The following is a 21260-nucleotide window of genomic DNA, read 5'->3' as shown; positions in this document are numbered from 1 at the left end:
GCTAGAATTATTATCTCTTCTCCCATTTATCCATTTCATGGTTGTTCAGAATTTTGACGAGATGAGCGAACTGTACGCCGAACTTCGCCAACGAGTAGGAAATGAACATATCCATTACAAATTTGGGAACTCCGAGAATCCAACAGTTATGGTCATCACGTACTTCCCAAGCCATTTCAACGTCTTTTCTGAGTTGAAACCTGGAATCGAGCCTGAGAGGTATGAACAAATTTGTGAAGTGAAACACCGCAAGGATATGTTTCACCGATTTGGACTATTCAAGGATTATTTCAGATATCTGTTCTTACCATCTGCTATAGCACCAGGAACATGGGGCGTCCCATCTGACCAGTGGTTAGACGTTGCGTACGAAACCTGTGCATGCAAGACGAAAGAAAAGAAAAGCGAGATTCCACAAATTATCGAAGAGAGGTATCTAGATATCCTCGAAGCTGAAATTCGAATCGTTGACCCACAGGTAGTCATTTGTGCAGGAGAAGTCGCAACAAACGCAACGGCAAAGGCATTACTTGGTGGCGCTGCCCCGACTGGGGATAGAATAACGGACAGAAAATATTGGGACCCAAGTCTGTACGATACCTCACCGATGATGCTTCCTACCGTACATTGGTCAGCTCCAAAACAGAATCCAAACAATACCGAATCTTTCCACGAAAGCATCGCTCATGCACGCGAACGGCTAGAGCCGTTGTTCGTTTGAGTTTGCTGTTCGTATTAAACTGACAGAACCGGCAGTATACAGTATCGGATTGGAAACGTAATAGTGTCGTTACTCAAATATGTCTCAGAAAGATGAATTAGGAACGCAAGAACAGCTCGACATCGCCTCATACATGGGTGATACTTCTTTCCCATGGCAGTTTTCGGTGACTCGTTCGTCCGACAGAATCGAGATAACGCAAGCCCGTGGGCCAGAAGACAAAATTGACCCCGTTGTCAAGCGGTTTGCTATCGAGGATAGCCCACTCAAGTCGGAGCCACAGTCGTTTCAGCATACTGTGATTCGACGCGTGTGGTCCGAAGACAGCAGTGAGCCCGATGTCCGTTCGCAACGAAGTGAGGGGCGCATCGTCGAATTCCTGCTTCATGATGAGTCTGGTTGGCATCTCGACCGACCGGACCCACACACGCCGGTAAAAGGTCTCGATACAGAAACCACATATTACCAAACCGCCTACCCCGGCATTACGGTCTCAAACGCTACCGTTCGTTCAAAGGCGGACGATGAACTGAAGTTCACCGAAGAGCGTGAATACCGTATCTCAAGAGAGTTGTTCGAGAGGTATGATTCAGGGTACGTACTGTCTTACCACGAACTCAATGAGGAATCGCACTCAGGGGCATTCTGGGAGACAGCCAACGAGGTTGCATACCGGCTTAAATGACCCAAGGGTGCTGGTGAAGAATAAAGACGAATACATTTCAGCCAGTGAACTAGAAATTCGACTACGAAACAGTCGCATCAGTAAGAATCGAGTGACTGCTGAGGTTCGACATCGACCTCGTCTTCACTGACGGCTGCACCGTTTTCAAAGAACGACCGAACATCATCAGTCAGGTATGAGTCGACCATCTCCATATTGTACACGTCGACAATATCTTTGTAACCCTCTCGGAGCACGTTGGTGAGGCTCTTGGCCCATGCTTGGCCGTCGGTAATCCAAACGAACTCGACACCATCTTCTCGCATCCGGGTCGAAACTCGGTCGTAAGAGCGTTTGATTTCACTGGGCTTGCTCCCACCTGCTTTGTAACAGTTCGCCTCGAATACGATCCGAGTCTCTCCATTTTGGAGGAGTGCAAAATCAACCACCTTAGATTGGCCAGACTCGTCTTGGTACTTCGTCGTGTACTGCTCGATAACTTCGACGTGGACACCCTCAGACCGTAGTTGCTCTGCAAGATTCTCTAATCGTTCGTAGACCAGGTTCTCGAAGCAAAATCCCTGCCTGTTCTTCCGTTTGTGAGTCTCCATCCCGACTTTCATGCCACGGAAGTGGGCGTCAATATCATCAGTCACATCGACGAGTTGCTGTAGACCAATATCGCGAAGAACACCTGCGAGGTCCTCCGCAACGTCTCGCTGACCTTTGTCGATATCCAGCTGAATCGGATAGAACTTCCAGAGGCCCTCGAAGGCCGCGTATTTTGTATCAGAGTGACCGAGCAACTCGAAATAGAAATCAATCCACTCACGTGTATCGTCTGCATCCATCAACGCGTCAGCGAGTCCAGAGACAAATTCAGCTTCTGAGACATCCCGGAGTGATTCGAGCGCATCAATCTGGACGCGGTATGCCTCAAGCTCCCGTTCGATTCGTTCCCAGTCGATGAACTCACTTGTGGGGATTGCTGACGGAATCACCGATTCTTGGAACTCGTCGACAAACTCAGAAATAGTAGGACGATGACGTCGGATTGGCATACGCCTCTGTCATATTCCCACCGTATGAAGCCTTGGGTACTGAAGATGAGAAGTTAGGACTAGTCAGAACCCACTATCTACTGCGCGGGTATCTTTGTAGCATTTGTCGCGATGATTTCATCAACCTCTCCTCGTGACGTCGCGTCAGAGTTGATAACCCGGCGCGCACCTTCGATGCCGACATCGAAGCCTGCTTCTTTGTACAGGTCGGCCATGACACCACTGTTGCTCAACACAACCGTGACCCCGTTACTATCGAGTTCCTGTGCGACATTGAGGAGCCGTTCCTGGTCGTCCTTGCCGAACCCATCCGCGCTGTAATCGGTGAAGTATGCCGTCGCACTCATCGGCTTGTACGGTGGGTCGAAATAGACGATGTCGCCCTCAGTCGCTTCGTCGAGAACGTACTCGAAATCTCTGGATTTTAGCGTAATATCACCACCGCGAAGTACTTCACTAACCTCGCGAAGGCGTTCTGCTTGGACGTAATCAGGATTCGCGTACCGTCCGATCGGAACGTTGAATCCACCGCTATTATTCTCACGGTAGAGGCCGTTGAAGCACGTTCTGTTCAGATACAGTAAGAGAGCCGCTTCTTCCAGCTTATCAAACTCGTCATCGTATGGCCGATTGTTGAAAATCTCTCGCTGTTGGTAGTAATATTGCTCGACGTCTCTTCCTCGGCGGTTCGTATCCGAAAAGTCACGAGCTTCAACTGGGTCAGACTCGGGGTCGTTGAAGTTCTCACAGACCTCGATTATCTCTTCGGGGCGCTCTCGAACCTGCCGGTAGAAGTTCATCAGTCGCACGTTTGTATCGTTTATCGTTGCACGTTCAGGTTCTAAATCAAAGAATACCGCTCCCCCACCGAGAAACGGCTCGTGATATCGCGCGTTGGCAAACGAAACGGCATCTGGAAAGCGAGTATAAATCTCATCGAGGAGTTGGCGCTTCCCGCCGGCCCATTTCAATACAGGGTCACCCATACGATGGTGTTGCCTCCAACTCGTTTATAAACTTGAGTATTCAGCGAGCGAAACGACAATACAAGACAACAGTAGACAGTAAGATCTTTAGTAACGAGAATCCATCTGTATTCCGTAATGGCGAAACCCGTGTTGAAGTGGGCCGGGGGCAAATCACAACTGCTCGACGAGATATATTCCCGCTTCCCCACCGAGTACAATCGCTACCACGAACCGTTCTTCGGTGGTGGTGCCGTGTTTTTCGACCTCGAGCCAAAAGACGGTACAATCAACGACACCAACACGAGACTCATCAATTTTTACCGAGTGGTTCGCGATAACCCGAGCGAATTGCTTACACGTCTTCGAGAGTTTGAACACCCAGAAGACAACCCTGACCCGGAACTCAAGTACGCTGACCAGGACCAGAAAGAAAACGAAATTGACCAATACTTCTACCAACAGCGAGCCCGCTTTAATCGTCGACCGTACGACGATGAGGAATGGCCGGTAACCGATGAAGAGCGTATCGAAGAGGCCGCTTTACTCTTCTATCTCAATCGCACGTGCTATAATGGGCTCTTCCGCGAGAATCGCAAGGGTGGGTTTAATGTTCCAATTGGACGCTACGCAAACCCAGATTGGGTAATGGCCGACCGTATCAGGAATGCGAGCCGTATCCTTGCGGGAGCAGATATCCGAAACGAGGACTTTGAATATGTTCTCGACGAGGCAACCGAGGGCGACCTGGTGTATTTCGACCCGCCGTACAAGCCGATGAGCACGACCGCGTATTTCACCGATTACAGTGCAGAGGGCTTCGACAAGGACGACCAAAAGCGCCTACTGAAGACAGCAAAGGAACTCGATAGCCGTGGTGTTTTCGTGGTGTTGTCGAACAGCGGAGTGATGTACGAATTGTACGATGAAGCAGGATTCTTCGTGGAACGCGAGGGTGCGACGCGAAGTATCAACAGTGATGAGACTGCCCGTGGAGAAGTTGACGAGATCATCGCAACGAACGTCCCAAAGGCCGAGCGCCGACAATCCCCAGAACACGAGCCTGAAAAACCCGAACAGGCATCGATAACCGATTTCTGAGATTCTCCGCTATCATCTGGGTTTCTACCCCTTCACCCGGTCGACCTCGAGAGAGCATTACTACCGAATTGACTGAACCCGAAAGTCAACCGGTAATATTCGAAATGTATAGACGGAGTGGGAATCGAACCCACCTCTGCTTTAATTCGGTTTTTGTTGCCCTAGCCTTCTCCGGGCAACCGCCTCTAGGAGCGCATCTTGTCCCAAGCCGTCTACCCTCAGCCACTAGGCTATGTAGCCGAGGAGGAATTGAGGAGACTGTATTTTCCGTCCCCTCATGTCGCGGTGCGTTGAGCACCCGACATCCCATGAGTGGCATGTGGAAACCACACCTCCGATACTTGCTATTGCGCTTCGGAAACGAGCGCAAGGTAGGTTCCCGGAATCGAGCCAAGTTCTTTGGAGCCCTCTTTTCACTTAACCGATTGGAGACCAACGGTGAATTACTACCCTCAGCTACGCATTGTCAGACTTTAATTACTTTCTGCATAACACATCAAGAACTCATCGACTTGGACCACTCAGAGGTCTGTTGCCACCACTGAAACACCAGATATCCACAGACATTGGGCGTGACTCTATCGCCGACAGAGTCGAGAGAAAGGCAGTACAGTGAGGCGTCACTATTTATCGATCGAGATTGTCTGTCAGTGTAGTAAGACGTATCCAAAAAAGCTCAATGCCTGAAACAACATCCTGTCCGGTGTCCGATTGTTCGTTTGCAGCCTCGGTTAGCGACATCGTCTCTCACGTAGAGGAAGCTCATAGTGAGGACCACTCCTGGGAATCTCTCGGGTACGAGAACAGTGACGAGTTCCGGCTAAAAGCACATCTTCAAATAGGAGAGCAGTTGGAGAGACTGGGAAATGAAAAGCATGATGTTGGCGAGTTCGAGAGCGCTATCGATCAGTTAGAGCGTGCAATTTGGCACTACCAACAGGCGAGATTAGTTTCGCCAGAAAGCAAAATGCCTCTCAAGAAGAAGTGCAGGGCTGTACACTCTACGATCGACGAAGTCAAACAGGATGTACAGATTCAGGAAGTGGACGACCTCCTTGACGAAGCAGAACTCACCTCGGAGGAGGCCAACCCGACAGGGCTCAAGTTTGATCCTAGTTCAGCAGCCGAAACGTATAGACGCTCCATTGATACACTGCGAAAAGCGCTCACAAAAGCAGAGACAGTCGTCCCCGACCGAATCCCTGAAATCCAACGCCGACTCCGACGAGTTCGATTGCTCCAACAGAGCATAGATTTGTCTGGTCAACACAAAGAACTTCGTGAGCTTGTCATGATGGCCCGTGAGTACGCTTCCGAAGGCGACCGGTCGTTCAAACAGGATGATTTCGAAAGGGCTGTGGAGCAATACACCGCAGCAAGCCAGTGCTACGAGTCGATCGAGGAACTATTTCAAAACTTTATCTTCGACGAACCAACCGACGATCCAACTGTATGTGACGTCTGCCACGGCCGGTTCGAGCAGAAACTCTTGTACTGGGGTATCGACGGGAATGCTCAACTCAAAGTTTGTCCATCGTGTGCGCAGTTCAGTAGTGACGGCACGCTTCCGACTCCGAAAGAGGCACAGGAAGAACACCAAGTCGTCAAAGAGAATATTGAGAGTATTTGCGAGGGTGATACAGGTGTTGACTGGACAGCTGTCCCTCAACCTTACTCTAAGGAACCTTCCAATACCGAAAGGGCGAGTAGTGGACGGAACACCCAACAGATGCTCATGCAATTAACCGGGACCGTTCAGCGTCTCGGTCGTCTTCCGACGGCGGAAGACCTAGACGAGTATACAGACTTCGGTTATCTTGAGTACCGAGATGAATTCGGGAGTATTCTCAAGGCAGTCAAAGAAGCTGGATTCGAAGTTTCCGAATGACAACACATCACGAGGTCGTGACTGCGCGCGCAACATAGTGAGCACGGAGCGGTGAGTGGGGGAGGAGGAGCCTGGGTCAGATGGGTTCACACAAAGCTGTTCAAGACATCGAATCAACACACCACGCCTCTCCCTCTGGGAACGACAACGGTAATCGACCATCACTACCACCGAGCCAACGTCGTCTCGCTCGTCTCCGCAAGCGCTCGTTCGATCCGACCTTCTGTCCATCTACACGGAGCCAACACACTCGTCGCCGCGCGAACCAACTCTGTTGTATAGAACTCTGGGTCGTATCCATCAATTTCTTCGGTGACGAGCGCGACACGCTCGCGACCACGTTTGTCGTCGTCAACGACGACGTACTCGATATTTCCGCCAGCAGGCGGGCCACCAACACGTGAGTCCGCCGCTCGTTGGAGAGCCGCGACCGTCCGTGTCTCGTGGGTGTACGCATCGAGTGATTTCGAGATGCGGTTTTTGATGACGAGGTCCGTTGGGTCAACTTCGTTGGCATGAAGCGAATCGATGTACGACGCGAGTTTGTCGACGACTGGCTCGGGGTCACGATACTGGTCGAACGTTTCGATGAGTCCCTGTTGTGCCTCGGCAATGAAGGTCGGCGTACTCCGTTGGCGACACTCAATTCCCCGGTATTTGTACACCTCGCCGTCAGCAGTTGGCTCCGAATACTTGCCGAAGTACTTCGTGAGCGCACCTCTCTCCGAGTCCCGCTGTGGAACGAATGCCACCCAGTCGAACGCTCCTTCGTACTCTAACCGAATCCCGACCTGGTCGGTGATGGTTCGACACACGTCTTCGAGGGGGACCTGCTCACAGTCAGGTGCAGGCGTCACCCAGAGACTATCGACGATTCCGTGGACGACGTCCCACCCAGCCCGTTCCAATTCGTCTTTCGCATCGAGGAGAATCTCACGAGCGAAGGCGTTGATTGCTTCGTGGCACTCGATACGACCGAACTTAGCGTTCGAGAAGCCCTGGTAGCCAAAACACGACACGAGCACCCATTTCAACGCTGAAGACTTCCCACTGAGTGCTGCACGTTCGTCTGAGTCGTCCGTCTCACGGAGTCGTTGTTTGATCTCGTCACGGTCCGAAACCAGTGGGCTGAGAACATCCGCGAGATACCCCTCTCGCTCACAGATAGAGTAGCCAAGTCCAGGCACGTCGTTAGTCGAACAGCAGTCACACCGAATCGTATCCGGGCTCACGTTTCGGGTGATGATGATATTCGGATACAGACTCGAGAAGTCCACCTCGTGGACGTCAGTGTGGACACCAACGTCTGGCGCAAACGTGTATCCACCGCGGTCTGCTGCGTACAGCGTCTCCATCGTTTTCCACGACTCCGGTCGCCATGCTCGCCACTGAACGATGACGTCCCGATGGTGGGCTTCACGGATCTGCATCGCGGTCAAGATGTTTCCCATCGATGCCCACGCCTGCTCCTGGAGTGGCTTTCGCGACCGTTCGACGAGATCAAGACAGCCCGACAGATTGGCCTCTTTCAGGAAGAACGAGTACGAGCGGTTGATGACGACACGGCCAGGGACGTTGTATCGCGCTGGCGAATGGCCGACACGCCCATAGGAGTGATATGTCGATTCGCCAGCGAGCTGTTGGTACGTGTCTGCGTACGGTCCTCGGCCAAGTTTGAGCGTGTAATCGGACTGGTGTGCGGTCTCGTAGAGCCGTGGGATGACTGCGGCGCTATTGACGAGGAGGACATCCGGATCCTCATCTGCGATCCGCGTCGAGAGCGCCTCGAGAATGTCGAGTGGGGTTCCAGTCACCTCGTCTCCGTCGAGTGTGAGCGACGACAACGGGTCATCCGGTCCGATGTCACGTGGAATCGAAAGGTCGAGCGTGGAGAGTTCGTTCGTCGGTGTCGGGTCAATATCGCGTTCGAGACAGTAGCGAAACTCCGGAGAGAAGTCGACATTGTAGCACCGAAGCTCTCCCGGGAGTGCGACCTGGTTAGTCTGGCGTGCAAGCGACGTAATCGACTCCACCGATGTCGTCTCGACAGCGAGGACGGGTTCGTAGTCGCTGCCGAATGTGGGTCGACGGTCGACAGTTTCGAGTCGTGCAACGGATGGATGTGGCTCGATTGCGTCCGCGTACGCGTCTCGGTTCGACTGTGAGCCACGGACGTAGAACACTGGCTGGTAGGTCTCATCAACGTCGTAGGTCGCGCTCCCGTCGGTGCCTGCTGGCGACCATCGATACACGTCGCCATCGATGAAGTCGAACGTATACCACATCGTCAATCGAGGCGGTCGTTGGACGGGTCCTCGCTCACCGCAGCATCGACGTCGACCGGAATCTCGGCTTTCAACTGCTCGAGTGCTCGTTGGTGGGCCAAGAGCATCGACAGAAACACCGCGTCCATCGGCTCGCTCGGGTTCTGGTGGCCTGCAGCATCTGCATAGCGCGTTGCGTTCCCCCACAGACGGCTGTATGGGCCTTTGTCGCGACGCCGAAGCGCACGCTCGAAATCGTCCCATTCGTGTTCGATTTGTCGGAGGAGGTCACGATAGGTCGGACTACTGCGGCCCATTCGCCATCACCCCCTGCATCGGTGTCGCTGGCTCGACGGCGACGCCCGCCATCGTCGCTCGATGCGCGAGCACCTGTCGCCAGAACGCGAGCGTCGTCTGCATTCCCGTTGCGTCCGGGTAGACGAGTGTCTCGAACTCCTCGCCCGTGAATCGAGGCCCGAATCGCGTTTGTTCACAGTGGAGTGTCGTTGGGATAGCCGAGGCGACGAGATCCGCGTACTCACTCGATTGGGGGTCACCCAGGTGCGTGACGAGCACGCTTGCATCGTACTCTCGGGCAACCTGTTTGACCGTAGCCACCGAACGTGCAAGGAGCGTCGGCCCCACTTTGTCTGACACTTCATCAGTATCGTAGAGAGCGTCAAGTACTGGACACACGATGAGTGAAGGTTCGATACCGAGACTGGCTATATTCTCGCGAAGTGTCGTCGCCAATTCGAAGTGCTGATACGGGGTAAACGCCCGTGCGACGTGGATTCGCCTGAGGATACGACGACTCGGTGAGAGCCGCGTCAGTGAGGCTGCGTTTGCATGGTTTGCGGCATCAACCCAGACAACCTCGCCGCTCGTCGTGAGTGCGTGGTCCAAGACGAGTGCTTGCAGGATTCTGGTTGGACGGCGTTCGTCCTCGACGACGAGACGCTGTGAGACACCATCGAGTGAGGGGAGTTCTGGAGGGCTTTCGTTTGGGTCTGCACGTGCAGTATCAGTCGCCGCGTCTGTGCGGCGCTGATGAAACTGGTGGGGTTGCATACCTATCCATTCGCTGGGAGTTCGGATAAGCGAAATCGGGTCGGTACACGAGTTCACGAATCATGCAAATGTGACTGTTAATCGATAGACTGCGCTGGGGTCGATTTCGTGCAATTTGCGAACTGCACGAAAGAACCGAGAGACAACTCAGACGACACCAATTTTCACAGTGGACGCAGTATAGCTATGAATGAAGTATTTCGTCACCGGGGCAACAGGATTCGTCGGTGGGCACGTCGCCCAGCAGTTACTGGACGACGGGCACGACGTCGTCGCACTTGCCCGGACCCCCTCCAAGGCAACCGAGTTAGAATCTGCCGGGGCGACAGTCGTCGAAGGTGACATCACGAAGAAAGAGACGCTTCGAGAGCCGATGGAAGGGGTCGACGGAGTCTTCCACATCGCAGGGTGGTACGATGTCGGGGTGACCGACCCCTCGCTCGGAGACCGAATCAACGTCGACGGGACGCGCAACGTGCTGGAGGTGATGGCCGAGTTGGAGATACCGAAGGGTGTGTATACGAGTACGCTAGCAGTGAATTCTGACACTCATGGACAGGTTGTGGACGAGGGGTACCACTACCTTGGACCGCACTTGACGGCGTACGACCGCACGAAGTGGGAAGCCCATTACAAGGTAGCCGAGCCGATGGTTGATGATGGGCTCCCCCTCGTGACGGTACTTCCAGGTGTCGTCTACGGCCCGGGAGATACGAGCGTCTTCGGAGACGCGCTTCGGGACTATCTCCGCGGCGACTTGCTGATGCTCCCTCGTGAGGTTGCCTACGCTCCTGGCCACGTCGAGGACATCGCCCGTGCACACATTCTGGCGATGGAGCATGGAACACCGGGTGAGGAATACATCATTTGTGGTGAGCCGATATCACTCATCGACATCTTCGATATCATTGCAGACAGTGCTGGTCGGAAGCCTCCCCGAGCGGTCTCACCTTCACTCTTCGCTGCCCTCGCCCCAGTGGCCGGACTCCTCGAACGTGTCGTCACGCTTCCGAAGGACTACCGCGCAGAGAGTCTCCGCGTGTTGGCCGGTGCGACCTACATCGGAGACAACAGCAAAGCCAAAGATGAACTCGGACTCGAACATCGACCGCTCAGAGAGGGACTCGAAGAGACGGTCGCCTACGAGCAGTCGCAGTTGGTGAGATAGCATAGACTCGGGTTGAAAACCTGAGATACTTCTCGAAGAAGTTTAGCTGTAACACTCAGCGTATGACAGAAGTGGCGTGCTGAATAGAGAGGGTGAGTCGGTCATACGTGAGTTCAGCCAGAGTTTGGATCCGTACCGGTGGCCTTCTGCCCGTTTCGATGACCGACACGATGTGAGTATGTCTGCAACCGCCGATTGATGTGCACCTGCTGTCTGCTCAGCGTCCGTGGCTGCCTCACGTGTAGCCCAGTGGCAACGATTGGTGACGTACTTCGGTAGGGTGTCGGCTGTGCAGAATATGGGAGAGAGGTGAGGTACAACAAAAGAGTCTGACGACCCCCTCAGTCTCTTCCGGGTGGGGGACAAGCAGCTCCGTTACGTCCCGCTTCAGCCGGTTTAATATCATGCTACTTCGGACCTTCTTGTCGGTGATAATTGGTTTCGGTGGGCCGGCGTACGTCGACTTCTATTTGTAGGTGACGTGGAACAATGGATGGTCAAATTGAACTTTCACCTGTGAATGTTGGCATAACCTATTATTAACTGGGTATATGGTACGAACGTCTGTTTGTCGACTAACTATAACAAACATCTCGTTGGCCCTCTGATAAGACCGGGAATGACCGTCGGTGTCCGTTCGAGAGAGCGTCGCTGGCCGTATTTCCTGGGGTAACAATGGTTGAAAATTCACAGTGGAACGAAGAATGGGATACGGTCTCGACAAAGGCTGAGTTAGTTGAAGAAGCCGAGGGTGGCGAACTCTATCGGATGGAGAACGCCTACCTCCTCGTTTTGAATGGCGACTACCGAGAGATGGGTCGACAGTACGGCCTGTTGTTGGGAGACGAAATCAAGCAGGTACGTGAAAGCTTGGTTGAGGAGTACCTCGCGCCGGGGGAACTCACCTACGACGTACTCAAGACCACAGTCGGAGAGCCGTACTACTTGGCAAAGCCCCGACGCCACAAAGAATTGCTTGCAGGGCTCGCCGAGACGACCGATATAGACCTCATGGAACTGGCCACCATCGACGAGATGGTCAGTGTTGAGGGTATTATGCGGGCGAGCGGAACTGGTGGTTTGTGCACCAGCGCAGCCGTGTGGGGTGAGATGAGCCGAGATGGAGCCACGTACACCGGGCGAAATCACGATTTCGGGGTCGCCTGGCGCGATCGATTGTCCGAACTGGGTGTATTTATCGTCATGAATCCCGCCGGTTCCGACTACAGCATCGCAGCCCCCGCAACGATTGGCATGGGTTCGGCGTTCGTGGACGTGATAAACAGCGGCGGGCTTTATATGCAGATGAACAACGCGGCGGCCTCGTTGGGTATGTACATGTACTCCGATTCCGGGTCTCTCCTCAACGACATCTGTAACCTCGCGTTGGACTACAGCACGCACGACGAACTCGACAAGACGATACCATTACTCCACGCCAGCAACGCATTCAACGTCCTCACTGCGACCCCCGAGGGTGCTCGCTACTACGAGGTTTCTCACGAACGTGGCATTCGGACCACGCCGCAACAGGAGGGACTGACGGCGCGCGCAAACCAGGCGCTCGACCCTGCCTGGGGTATCAAGCCGCTGCCTGACCCCGCTGCGTCGTACTCCCCGTCGCGGCGACAACACTTCATCGACTTCCTGAACGAGGACCCATCGACGAACGACGACGCCGCGCTCCGAGCGTATCTCAGCCGAGACTTGTTCGTCGACGGCGAGATGTCCGACGGCTCCGCGTTCAACCAATCTTCCATCCCCGGTACTGACGAGGTAACCGTGTGGCAGGTCGTGACGAAGCCGGCCGACCTGAAGGTATGGTGGCGTATCCCGACGGTGAGTAGCTGGATGGAGATCGACCTGAACGAATACTTCAGAGACAACTAAAAAATCGATTCAATCGAACACCAATGGCTTCAAAATCACCGGCCGATACAACCCGAGAACAGACCCGACCTGAGCGAAAAACGTCCGAGACTGACCGCAAAACGATCCAAGAGATTCACTCGTACTTCGACGACCCGACACACGCTCCCGAACTCCAGTTCGCCAACGACAGGACCTTCTACGCGTGGCAGCACATGTCCGAGTTCAAGGAGACCGAGCAAATTTTGCGTGCCGGTCCTATCAGCGAACTCCCCGAACGAATCGACCCGGACATCGGCAATATCGTCTTCAGCGTCGACGGAACCCAGGAGACTGTCGGCGAACAGTTCGACTCGGGCGTCATGGATGCGCTGCTCGTGATTCACGGGGGTGACATCGTGTTCGAGAAATACAAGACGATGCGTCCCTTCGACAAGCACAACTGGTTCTCCTGCGGCAAGACCATCGCCGGTATGATGGTGGCCCTGTTGGAGCACGACGGGGAGGTCGATGTCAAGAAGTCGGTGTCCGACTACGTTCCAGAACTCAAGGACTCCGCCTGGGACGATGTAACGGTCGAGGAGACAATGGACATGGCGACCGGCCTCGACTCGACCGAACACGAGGTCCCAGACGCCAGGACCAATCCCGAACGCGGCTGGTACAAGTGGGCCGTCAGCATTGGTCTGTTCTACGACGAGCAGGGGACGAACCAGTCTCCGTACGACGTGCTCCGGAGCATGAAGCGTGACAAGCCGGCCTACACCGCCTTCGAGTACAACTCGATAAACACGTTCGTGCTCGAACGGATCGTCAACAACGTCACCGGAAAATCCGTCGCCGAGGTCTTCGGCGACCGGGTCTGGCGCAAGGCTGGGATGGAGAACGATGGCTACATCGGCCTGACCAGGAACGGGCTGAATATGTCATGGGGGTTCACGAGCTCCGGGCTTCGGGACCTGGGACGCTGGGGAACGCTCTTCACACCGAGCTGGGGGAATATCTCTCGTGAGCGTATCATCCCACAGAGCGTCATCGAGAAAATCCAGACCGGCGGCCGACCCGAGATATATCTGGAGGGTGCGATAGGACAACAGTTCCAAGAAGGCTTTCCGGACGTCACAGGGCTCACCAATCGCTACCAGTGGGACGTCGTCTTCCCCGATGGCGACTTCTACAAGTCAGGGGTCGGTGCACAGGGACTCTACGTCTCGCCGTCGACGGACGCCGTAGTGGCGTGGTTCTCCACGGGGTCGCAGGACGACGAACCCATCACCGCCGCACTGGCACGAGCAATCGTTCAGCAGCTACGGAGTGAATAATCATGACTTCAGACGAACTCAATCTGCTCCAGGAATCTGGAGCGGGGAAACTCTACGATACCGGTGACGAACAAATTTACGTCCTCCAGCTTTCGGGAAGCTGGTACGAGATGGGCCAGCAGTACGGTGAGTTGATGAAAGACAAGGTAGACCCCCTCTGGAACGTCGTAATCCAGTCCAATCTCGATAAAGGGTGGACGACGGAAGACGAAGCCCGCGAACTCTTCGGGAAACGAGTCTACGAAGCCGCATCCGAGCGCATGAAGGCGCTCTACCGGGGCGTTGCCGACGGCCTGGAGTGGCCCGTGGACAAGGTCGTTCTCCTCGACCAGGGGAACATCATGAACATCTATCAGGGCAAACTACACTCCTTTGCAGGGTGTTCGTCGATGTGCGCTCGGCACGACGCGACCCCGGACGCAGGGACGTATCTCGGGCGGAATTTGGACTGGAACGAGCATTTCCTCGACATCCCGGTGGTCTTGACAGTGTACAACCCCACCGATGGCTCCAACTCGTTCGCGAATCTGAGCTATGCCGGATGGATTTGCGCTTCGACCCTAATCAACGACAAAGGTGTCTACGCCGACGTTCACGACGGAACCTCGATGGGTGGCGCAGTCGTGGCCATCGACCGACCGTCGTTCCTCCTCGAGATGATGGATTTCGTGGCGGATTGCTCGACTGCTGAGGCGATGAGTTATCGCTTCAACGGCACTCTGACGGACGCTCCCATCATCTGGTTGATTGCTGACAAGAGCGGCGAGTGCTTCTCGTACGAGACGACGCTCTACGAACACCGCCGCCGGGACCCGGACGATTCGACGTTCGTCACGGTCAACACGTTCATGAATCCAGACTGGGGACTCCACAAGCGCGACACTGTGAGTAACTCCCTGACGCGGTACAAGAACCTCACAGAACGAGCACAGGACTCGCACGGCGAAATCGACTCCGAGAAGATGATGGAAATCTTCGACACCCCGCTGTTCAACGAAGACGGGACGTTCAGAGAACACGGGGGGGCGACCAAACCCACCAAGCAAGATGCCGACCTCACGACTCACCAGATTGTGACCGACCTGAACGGCCTCGACATCTGGGTGAAGATTCCGCTGCGGACTGAGTGGCGTCACGTCGATCTGAGTGTGCTGTTCAACGAGGGCCACGCATAGCTGTACGGCCCACCTCATGCCCGCTGTTGACTTTACGACTATTCAGCTGATTCTCGAGTTTGTAGGGACCGCTGCGTTCGCAATCTCAGGAGCGTTGCTCGCTGGTCGCAAGCATATGGACCTTGGTGGTGTCGTGGTCCTCGGTGTACTCGTCGCTGTCGGCGGGGGAACCATCCGTGACCTCTTGCTCGGGATTAATCCGGTCGTCTGGGTTGGTAACCCGGTGTTCGTTCTCTTCGCCGCTGTCGTGGCGTTAGCAACCATCCCACTCACCAATGTTGGTGCTATCAAGGTCATCGAACGACACAGACTCGTGACCATCTTCGACGCCGCCGGCATGGCATTGTTCGTCGTGTCCGGGACGTCGACGGCCCTTTCGGTGGGCGCAGACTGGTTATCTGCAGTCGTGATTGGTGTCGTCACCGGAATCGCCGGCGGCATCATCCGTGACGTTCTGGCCAACAAGATACCGTATCTACTCAACAGTGGGGAGATTTACGCCACCGCCGCGTTCATCGGTGGACTCCTACACGTGGCCCTCTCGCAGGCTGGCTTCTCACAACTGACCGCACTCTGGGTCCCGGTCGCCGTCATCTTCGGTATCCGGTTACTCGCGATTCGGCGCAATTGGAGTGTTCCTCGATTCAAGGTTCAAGACGATGACGAGGGAGGGTAGTCGTGGCTTCCGACGCAAACAGTCCGCTGGTGAACTGCCTCGGGGTCAAGCCCCAAGGCACTCGCCTTGCTCATCTGTAGATTTCCGAATCGCCGCGACTGCGATGATGGTGAGCGCGACGCTCATCCAAGATGACCCAAAGCGACCGCCGTTACTGGTGTTGGCGCTCTGCTTAACCCCCGATAATATGTTTTCTGACGAACACAGTATAGGCTGGGCCAGTCTGAAAGATACGCGCTCTGTATTCAGCACGACCACAGAAACCTCACCGAACGCTGTCAGTAATGGCGTGACACATACAGAGGGCGTATCCATCACCGCCAGTCGGTTCGCCTCCCCGTCGAGCAGTCAGCGATGCCCCCCGAGTAAAGTGCTAAGCGTGCAGGTGTGATACTCTTAGGTTGGGTGATTCCCGTCTATGCGTGTCACAGTCAATACCCAATCGGGCGCGGTTCGCGGCAGCGAGGCCGATGGCGTCCATGCGTTCAAGGGCGTTCCTTTTGCAGCGTCACCGTACGGTGACAATCGACTTCAGCCTCCTCAGCCCGTCGAGCCGTGGAGCGGCGTTCGGGACGCGCTCACCTACGGCCCGAAGTCACCTCAACCGGAGTATCCGCCGGAGGTAGAACTCGTCCTTCCCGAGCTCACCGGCCCTGGTGAGGATTGTCTCACGCTCAACATATGGACACCCGACCCGGACTCCACCGGTCTGCCGGTGATGGTCTGGATTCCAGGAGGCGTGTACGAATTCCACGGAACGGGCGCCTCACCCTGGTACGACGGTAGTCGGTTCGCCCGCGACGGCGTGGTCTGTGTGACGATCAGTTACCGGGTTGGGGCCGATGGCTTCCTCTATCTCGGTGACGATATCGCGAACCTTGGCCTGCTCGATCAGATCGCGGCACTCGAATGGGTACGAGAGAACATCGCCGCCTTCGGTGGCGACCCAGGTAACGTGACCATCTTTGGCGAGTCGGCCGGCGCGATGAGCGTCGGGACGCTACTCGCCGTCCCACGAGCGGAGGGGCTGTTCCAACACGCCATCGCCCAGAGTGGCGCAGCCCACCACGTGTTGTCGCCCGAAACCGGTCAGCGAATCGGCCAACTCCTCGCCGAGAAACTCGGCGTCGAAGCGAGCCGGGAGGCGATCGCCGACGTACCCGTCGAGCGTGTGATAGATGCCCAGAACGAGTTGAGAGCCGACCTCCAATCGAACCCCGACCCGGAGCGCTGGGGTGGGGAAGTGGTTAGCACTTTCATGCCTTGGCAGCCGGTAATCGATGGAGACCTCCTCCCTGCGCACCCGCTAGAACGAATCGAATCCGGCGACAGCGTGGACGTCGACCTTTTGGTCGGCACGAACATCGACGAGCATCGGCTGTTCTTGGTGACTGGCGGTGTCATCGACCAGGTCACCGAGGAGGCGTTGGCCGGCACCGTGGCCGGGTACGGACTGCCAGTCGAAGAGACCATCGAGGCCTATCGTAATCTCCATCCCGGCGGCAGTTCCGGTGACCTGCTTGCTGCTATCCAGACCGACTGGTTCTGGCGCATTCCCGCCGTCCGCCTGGCCGACGCTCACGCGAAGAACTCGGCCGACACCTACATGTACGAGTTCGCCTGGAAGTCCCCCCAGTTCGACGGGCGACTCGGCGCGTGCCACGCCCTCGAGATACCGTTCGTCTTCGACACACTCGACAACCAAACCGAGGCGCTCTGGGGAACCACCCCACCGCACACGCTCGCGGATACGATGCACGAGGCGTGGGTCGACTTTGCGACGAGCGGGGACTGCGACTGGCCACCGTATGACCCCGGCCGCAGAGCAACGATGCGCTTCGATACGACGACGACCGTCGTTGACGACCCCCTGTCAGGCGAGCGAGCTATCTGGGAGGACGTTCGGTAGCTCGTGAAAGGTGCAGTGTCTCCCAGGTCCGTCGCATCGATGCCACGAGATACGCGCCCTCTATGCAGCACGAGCTATTCGAACTACTCGGATTGTGTCAGGAACGTCGTGACCGACGCAGAGGGTGAGTTCAGCACAGCGGCGGTGGTGTCAATGCGCGTTTCGTTATCGGCCCTGTAGTCAAAAGATACTCATGAGACGGTATCAGACGAAATGATAGTGGAGTTAGAATCATCTGGATGAAGCGAAGAACGCTCATCCAAAGTGTCGTTCCAGCAGTTCTGATTAGTCTTGCCGGCTGTAGCGCAGTGAAATGCCGGATTGATGGCAATTACGATAAGCTAACGCTGGAGTCTCTTCCAAATCCTGAACCTGAAACGTCGATTACTATCGACTACAGTAACCTGAGTTCCGCCGTACAAAACACGGTTGACGACGCAATTCGTAAGGGGAGCATCAACCGGTGCCACGATTTCAATGGGGAAGGGACAGCGATTGAAAAACTCTGGAAACACATCTCAGCGGAGTGGGAAACGGTGGGGGAGACGGATTTCGATAAAATTGACCGCACATTTCTCAAGAAGGGTTCTGAGCATTTCGGCATCATTATTTTTATTCTGGATGTGGGTCGGGTTGGTTCAATCCCATATAACCCAGATGATTCGTAGATTATGCTTCGGTAGTGAGGTCTCAGGGAGTGGAGAATCGGGTTCAACTTTGTGACCGACTCGCGCCCTCTATTCAGCACGACCCCAACAATTTGTCAGAAATTATGGGTTTTCGACAGAGCCCTCGAAGAAGAGCCATTTTTACCTCTCAGCGGTGTCGCGCCTGATTATTGCGACTGCACCGCTCGATACGTCCGGTCTCTCGTCGACCCCTCTGCCTCGATGAGCCGGTACTCGGTCAGTTTGGATAGATACGACTTCACCGTCCGCAGTTGGTTTGGATCGGACATCTTCGCCTCATAATGCTCGTAGATATCCTGTGGGCTGAGCGGTCCATACGCCCTGATGATATCAAAGACCGTTCGTTGGTGGTCATTGAGCGCGTCAACGTTCCGCTGTCGAATCTGCTCGCGTGCGTCTGGCATGGCCGCTTCAAGCACGTCAAACGTAATCTCGTCGTGGCCCTCGCGAATCGCGTAGTTGGCGGCCCGTCGGAGCATCCCGAGAGCGACACGTGCGTCACCTGCTGCGGCATCTGCGATTCGTTCGATGACGTCCGGTGAGACTGTCTCTTCTTCGAATCCCCATCGAACCCGGACTTCCAGAATCGAAACGAGTTCTTCCGGTGTGTATCGCGACATCGGGACGTGTTCGCTACTCTGGAGCCGACTCTGGAGGCGTGAGTTGAGTCGGCCGAACAGTTGGTCACGTTCATTGGCGACGATGAGTTGGGCGAATTTCGGGAGCGAGTGGAGGTCGTAGAAGATATCCGTCGAGTCGAGTTGGTCGGCTTCGTCGAGGATGACGACTACCGGGTCACCGTCGTAGGCTTCGAGTCGAGAGATGAGTTCGTCGTGTGGTGTCGACCCGCGGTGGATATCGGTTGCAAGACCGAGTTCGTCGAGGATGCTGTAGAATGCTCGAAACTGTGTGTGGCTCCGCCAGCAATTCAGGTGGACGGTCTGGATATTTGGGACTGCGTCAGTGAGTTGTCCAGTGACGTACTTCGACGTGACTGTTTTTCCTGCGCCTGTTGGCCCGGTGATGATGATTGATTGGCCCGGTGCACCGTCTGCGAATGGGCGGAGAGTGGATTCTAAATGGGTGAGTTCGGCGTCTCGGTGTTGGAGGTCATTTGGGACGAACCCTTCATCGAGCACCTCGGCGTCCCGAATCATTGTGGGGTGGTTGGTGTGAGACGGTATAATCGTCCGGCGTGGGCTGGAAGTAGTCATTGACCGCAGAAATTTGACGACCAGGCTCAGCCGTTCACGATATCGTCAGGCGTGAACAAAGAGACGTCAGCGCGCTCTTCGGCAACCTCTTGCAGCCCCTCAGAGAACCCTGAACGAGCGAAACAGCAGTACTGGTACGTCGGTTCGCCACCCTCCGGTGGCGTCCAATCGACCTGCGCAGCGCTCCGCTCTAGGTCTGCAAGATCACCTTCGTTCATCTGTCGCGTCGTGTACTTGCACTCGCCAGCAACGAGTGTGCCGTCACTCGCGAGACCGACGACGTCCAGTTCGTGGTGTTTGTACCACCAATATCCAACCCCGTGGTAGGTCTTGGGAACCAACGATGGGAGTGCATTCTGGCAGACGATTTCGAACATCGGACCCATGTAGTCCGAGAACGATGGCTCGATTAGCTCTTCGAAGGCATTGTCGCCGAGTTGGGCAAGCTTGCTTTCTTGACCGTACACGTAGCGGAACCAGAACCGAAACAGCGGTTCGTTCAGTCGATACCGGCTCTTTCGAGTCGCGTTGGGGTTTGCCGTCACAGGGATATCTCGCGTAACCAGACGAAGTCGACGGAGCTTCGCGAGGTACGAACCCAGTGCGTTTGAGTCGATACCAGCGAAGTTTGCTATCTCGTTCGCCTCGCGCTTCCCCGTCGCAATCGCGCGGAGGACTGTGTAGTAGGTCTGTGGCTCTCGAATCCCGAACTCTGTCCGGAGTAAGAACTCCGGCTCGTTGTGGAGGACACCGTGTTCGGAGAGGACGTGTGTCTGAATGTTATCGACGAGAGATGCCGATGGTGTGAGTGCACGGAGGTAGTACGGCGTGCCACCAAACACACTCCACGTCTCGATGACGGTCTCTGGGTCTGTGTCTGGGTAGAGTTCTTGTGCGTCGGTTAATTCCAGCGGAGGGAGGTCAATCGTGCCCGTACGACGACCGTATAGGGGACTCCCACCACTGAGGACTTTCTCTTCCATGACGCTAATCGACGACCCAACGAGAACCAGAGACATCTCCGTCTCTTCGAGGTGGAGATCCCACACACGCTGAATCTTCGACGGGAGGGCATCGTCCGACTCAATCAGGTATGGGAACTCGTCGATGACGACAACTGCGTTTTGTTGACCGAGCGTTTTCAGCAGTGTCTCCCAATCTCGCTTGATATCTGCAACGACTGGGAATTCTTCGCGGGCTGTTTCGACGAAACTCGAAAGTTGCACTTCCGGCGTTTCCTCCGTCGCCTGCCAGTACACTGCGTCGTCTCGATCACGGATGGATTCTCGAACGAGTGCACTCTTTCCAAGTCGACGTCGACCGTACACGACGAGTAACTCTGCCGTGTCGCGGTCGAACCGTGACGTCAACAGTTCGGTTTCCTCGTCACGGTCGACGAACCTCGGCTGTTCCATGGGCTGTCTTGGATAGCGTGGCAGATAGGAGTTCCGAATATCTAAATTGTGATTTTACTAATCGTGATTTTACTAATCGTGATTTTAT

At 55.3% G+C, this 21260-nt stretch carries 18 protein-coding genes; 11 read left to right on the top strand and 7 right to left on the bottom strand.

The annotated features are described in order from the left end of the window. Positions 1 to 37: 37 nt before the first annotated feature. A complete protein-coding gene (locus ACK3SC_RS03625; RefSeq protein ID WP_416838752.1) occupies positions 38 to 721 on the top strand; it encodes a hypothetical protein in 684 nt (227 codons plus the stop codon). Positions 722 to 800: 79 nt separating this feature from the next. Further along, on the top strand, positions 801 to 1406 hold the full coding sequence (locus tag ACK3SC_RS03620; protein WP_416838751.1) for a hypothetical protein: 606 nt from the start codon (positions 801 to 803) through the stop codon (positions 1404 to 1406). Between the two features lie 77 nt (positions 1407 to 1483). Here the strand turns inward: ACK3SC_RS03620 and ACK3SC_RS03615 are convergent, their stop codons facing one another. Together ACK3SC_RS03615 and ACK3SC_RS03610 are read right to left on the bottom strand one after the other, a co-directional pair. Then, the gene (locus tag ACK3SC_RS03615) at positions 1484 to 2446 is read right to left on the bottom strand and encodes a DpnII family type II restriction endonuclease (RefSeq protein WP_416838750.1); all 963 of its coding nucleotides are present in this window, start codon (positions 2444 to 2446) and stop codon (positions 1484 to 1486) included. Positions 2447 to 2523: 77 nt separating this feature from the next. Then, positions 2524 to 3432 (bottom strand): DNA adenine methylase, encoded by a 909-nt coding sequence (locus ACK3SC_RS03610; protein ID WP_416838749.1) that lies wholly within the window; start codon positions 3430 to 3432, stop codon positions 2524 to 2526. A gap of 117 nt (positions 3433 to 3549) precedes the next feature. Here ACK3SC_RS03610 and ACK3SC_RS03605 point away from each other — a divergent pair, with 117 nt between their 5' ends. Further along, positions 3550 to 4512, top strand: coding sequence for a DNA adenine methylase (locus tag ACK3SC_RS03605; protein WP_416838748.1), 963 nt, complete (start codon positions 3550 to 3552; stop codon positions 4510 to 4512). 679 nt (positions 4513 to 5191) lie between these two features. Continuing rightward, positions 5192 to 6400, top strand: a complete 1209-nt coding sequence (locus ACK3SC_RS03600) for a homing endonuclease associated repeat-containing protein (protein WP_416838747.1) — start codon at positions 5192 to 5194, stop codon at positions 6398 to 6400. A gap of 164 nt (positions 6401 to 6564) precedes the next feature. On the opposite strand, the gene ACK3SC_RS03595 is transcribed toward ACK3SC_RS03600, so the two are convergent. The 3 genes from ACK3SC_RS03595 to ACK3SC_RS03585 are packed head-to-tail and all read right to left on the bottom strand — an operon-like array spanning position 6565 to position 9735. Next, positions 6565 to 8685, bottom strand: a complete 2121-nt coding sequence (locus ACK3SC_RS03595) for a type B DNA-directed DNA polymerase (protein WP_416838746.1) — start codon at positions 8683 to 8685, stop codon at positions 6565 to 6567. A gap of 2 nt (positions 8686 to 8687) precedes the next feature. Beyond that, positions 8688 to 8981 (bottom strand): hypothetical protein, encoded by a 294-nt coding sequence (locus ACK3SC_RS03590; RefSeq protein ID WP_416838745.1) that lies wholly within the window; start codon positions 8979 to 8981, stop codon positions 8688 to 8690. After that, a complete protein-coding gene (locus ACK3SC_RS03585) occupies positions 8968 to 9735 on the bottom strand; it encodes a hypothetical protein (RefSeq protein WP_416838744.1) in 768 nt (255 codons plus the stop codon). The genes ACK3SC_RS03590 and ACK3SC_RS03585 overlap by 14 nt, the downstream gene beginning before the upstream one ends. A gap of 190 nt (positions 9736 to 9925) precedes the next feature. Between ACK3SC_RS03585 and ACK3SC_RS03580 the strand changes: the two genes are divergently transcribed. The 7 genes from ACK3SC_RS03580 (at position 9926) to ACK3SC_RS03550 (ending at position 18522) form a co-directional block, all read left to right on the top strand. Beyond that, positions 9926 to 10903, top strand: coding sequence for an NAD-dependent epimerase/dehydratase family protein (locus ACK3SC_RS03580; RefSeq protein WP_416838743.1), 978 nt, complete (start codon positions 9926 to 9928; stop codon positions 10901 to 10903). 675 nt (positions 10904 to 11578) lie between these two features. Further along, positions 11579 to 12793, top strand: a complete 1215-nt coding sequence (locus ACK3SC_RS03575; RefSeq protein WP_416838742.1) for a C45 family autoproteolytic acyltransferase/hydolase — start codon at positions 11579 to 11581, stop codon at positions 12791 to 12793. A gap of 23 nt (positions 12794 to 12816) precedes the next feature. Next, a complete protein-coding gene (locus ACK3SC_RS03570) occupies positions 12817 to 14094 on the top strand; it encodes a serine hydrolase domain-containing protein (RefSeq protein ID WP_416838741.1) in 1278 nt (425 codons plus the stop codon). Positions 14095 to 14096: 2 nt separating this feature from the next. After that, on the top strand, positions 14097 to 15269 hold the full coding sequence (locus tag ACK3SC_RS03565; protein WP_416838740.1) for a C45 family autoproteolytic acyltransferase/hydolase: 1173 nt from the start codon (positions 14097 to 14099) through the stop codon (positions 15267 to 15269). Positions 15270 to 15285: 16 nt separating this feature from the next. Continuing rightward, positions 15286 to 15945: a trimeric intracellular cation channel family protein gene (locus tag ACK3SC_RS03560; protein WP_416838739.1), complete on the top strand. Its 660-nt coding sequence runs from the start codon at positions 15286 to 15288 to the stop codon at positions 15943 to 15945. Between the two features lie 418 nt (positions 15946 to 16363). Beyond that, positions 16364 to 17854, top strand: a complete 1491-nt coding sequence (locus tag ACK3SC_RS03555) for a carboxylesterase/lipase family protein (RefSeq protein WP_416838738.1) — start codon at positions 16364 to 16366, stop codon at positions 17852 to 17854. A 239-nt stretch (positions 17855 to 18093) separates the two neighbouring features. Continuing rightward, positions 18094 to 18522 (top strand): hypothetical protein, encoded by a 429-nt coding sequence (locus ACK3SC_RS03550; protein WP_416838737.1) that lies wholly within the window; start codon positions 18094 to 18096, stop codon positions 18520 to 18522. Positions 18523 to 18689: 167 nt separating this feature from the next. Here ACK3SC_RS03550 and ACK3SC_RS03545 read toward each other — a convergent pair whose 3' ends face one another. Beyond that, positions 18690 to 19700: a Cdc6/Cdc18 family protein gene (locus ACK3SC_RS03545; protein WP_416838736.1), complete on the bottom strand. Its 1011-nt coding sequence runs from the start codon at positions 19698 to 19700 to the stop codon at positions 18690 to 18692. A gap of 83 nt (positions 19701 to 19783) precedes the next feature. Continuing rightward, positions 19784 to 21172 (bottom strand): ATP-binding protein, encoded by a 1389-nt coding sequence (locus tag ACK3SC_RS03540; protein WP_416838735.1) that lies wholly within the window; start codon positions 21170 to 21172, stop codon positions 19784 to 19786. Positions 21173 to 21260 lie beyond the last annotated feature (88 nt).

This window comes from Haloferax sp. DFSO52 (assembly GCF_048158745.1).
In the GTDB taxonomy this organism is placed as follows: Archaea; Halobacteriota; Halobacteria; order Halobacteriales; family Haloferacaceae; genus Haloferax.
This window is presented reverse-complemented; position numbering and strand designations above follow the sequence as displayed.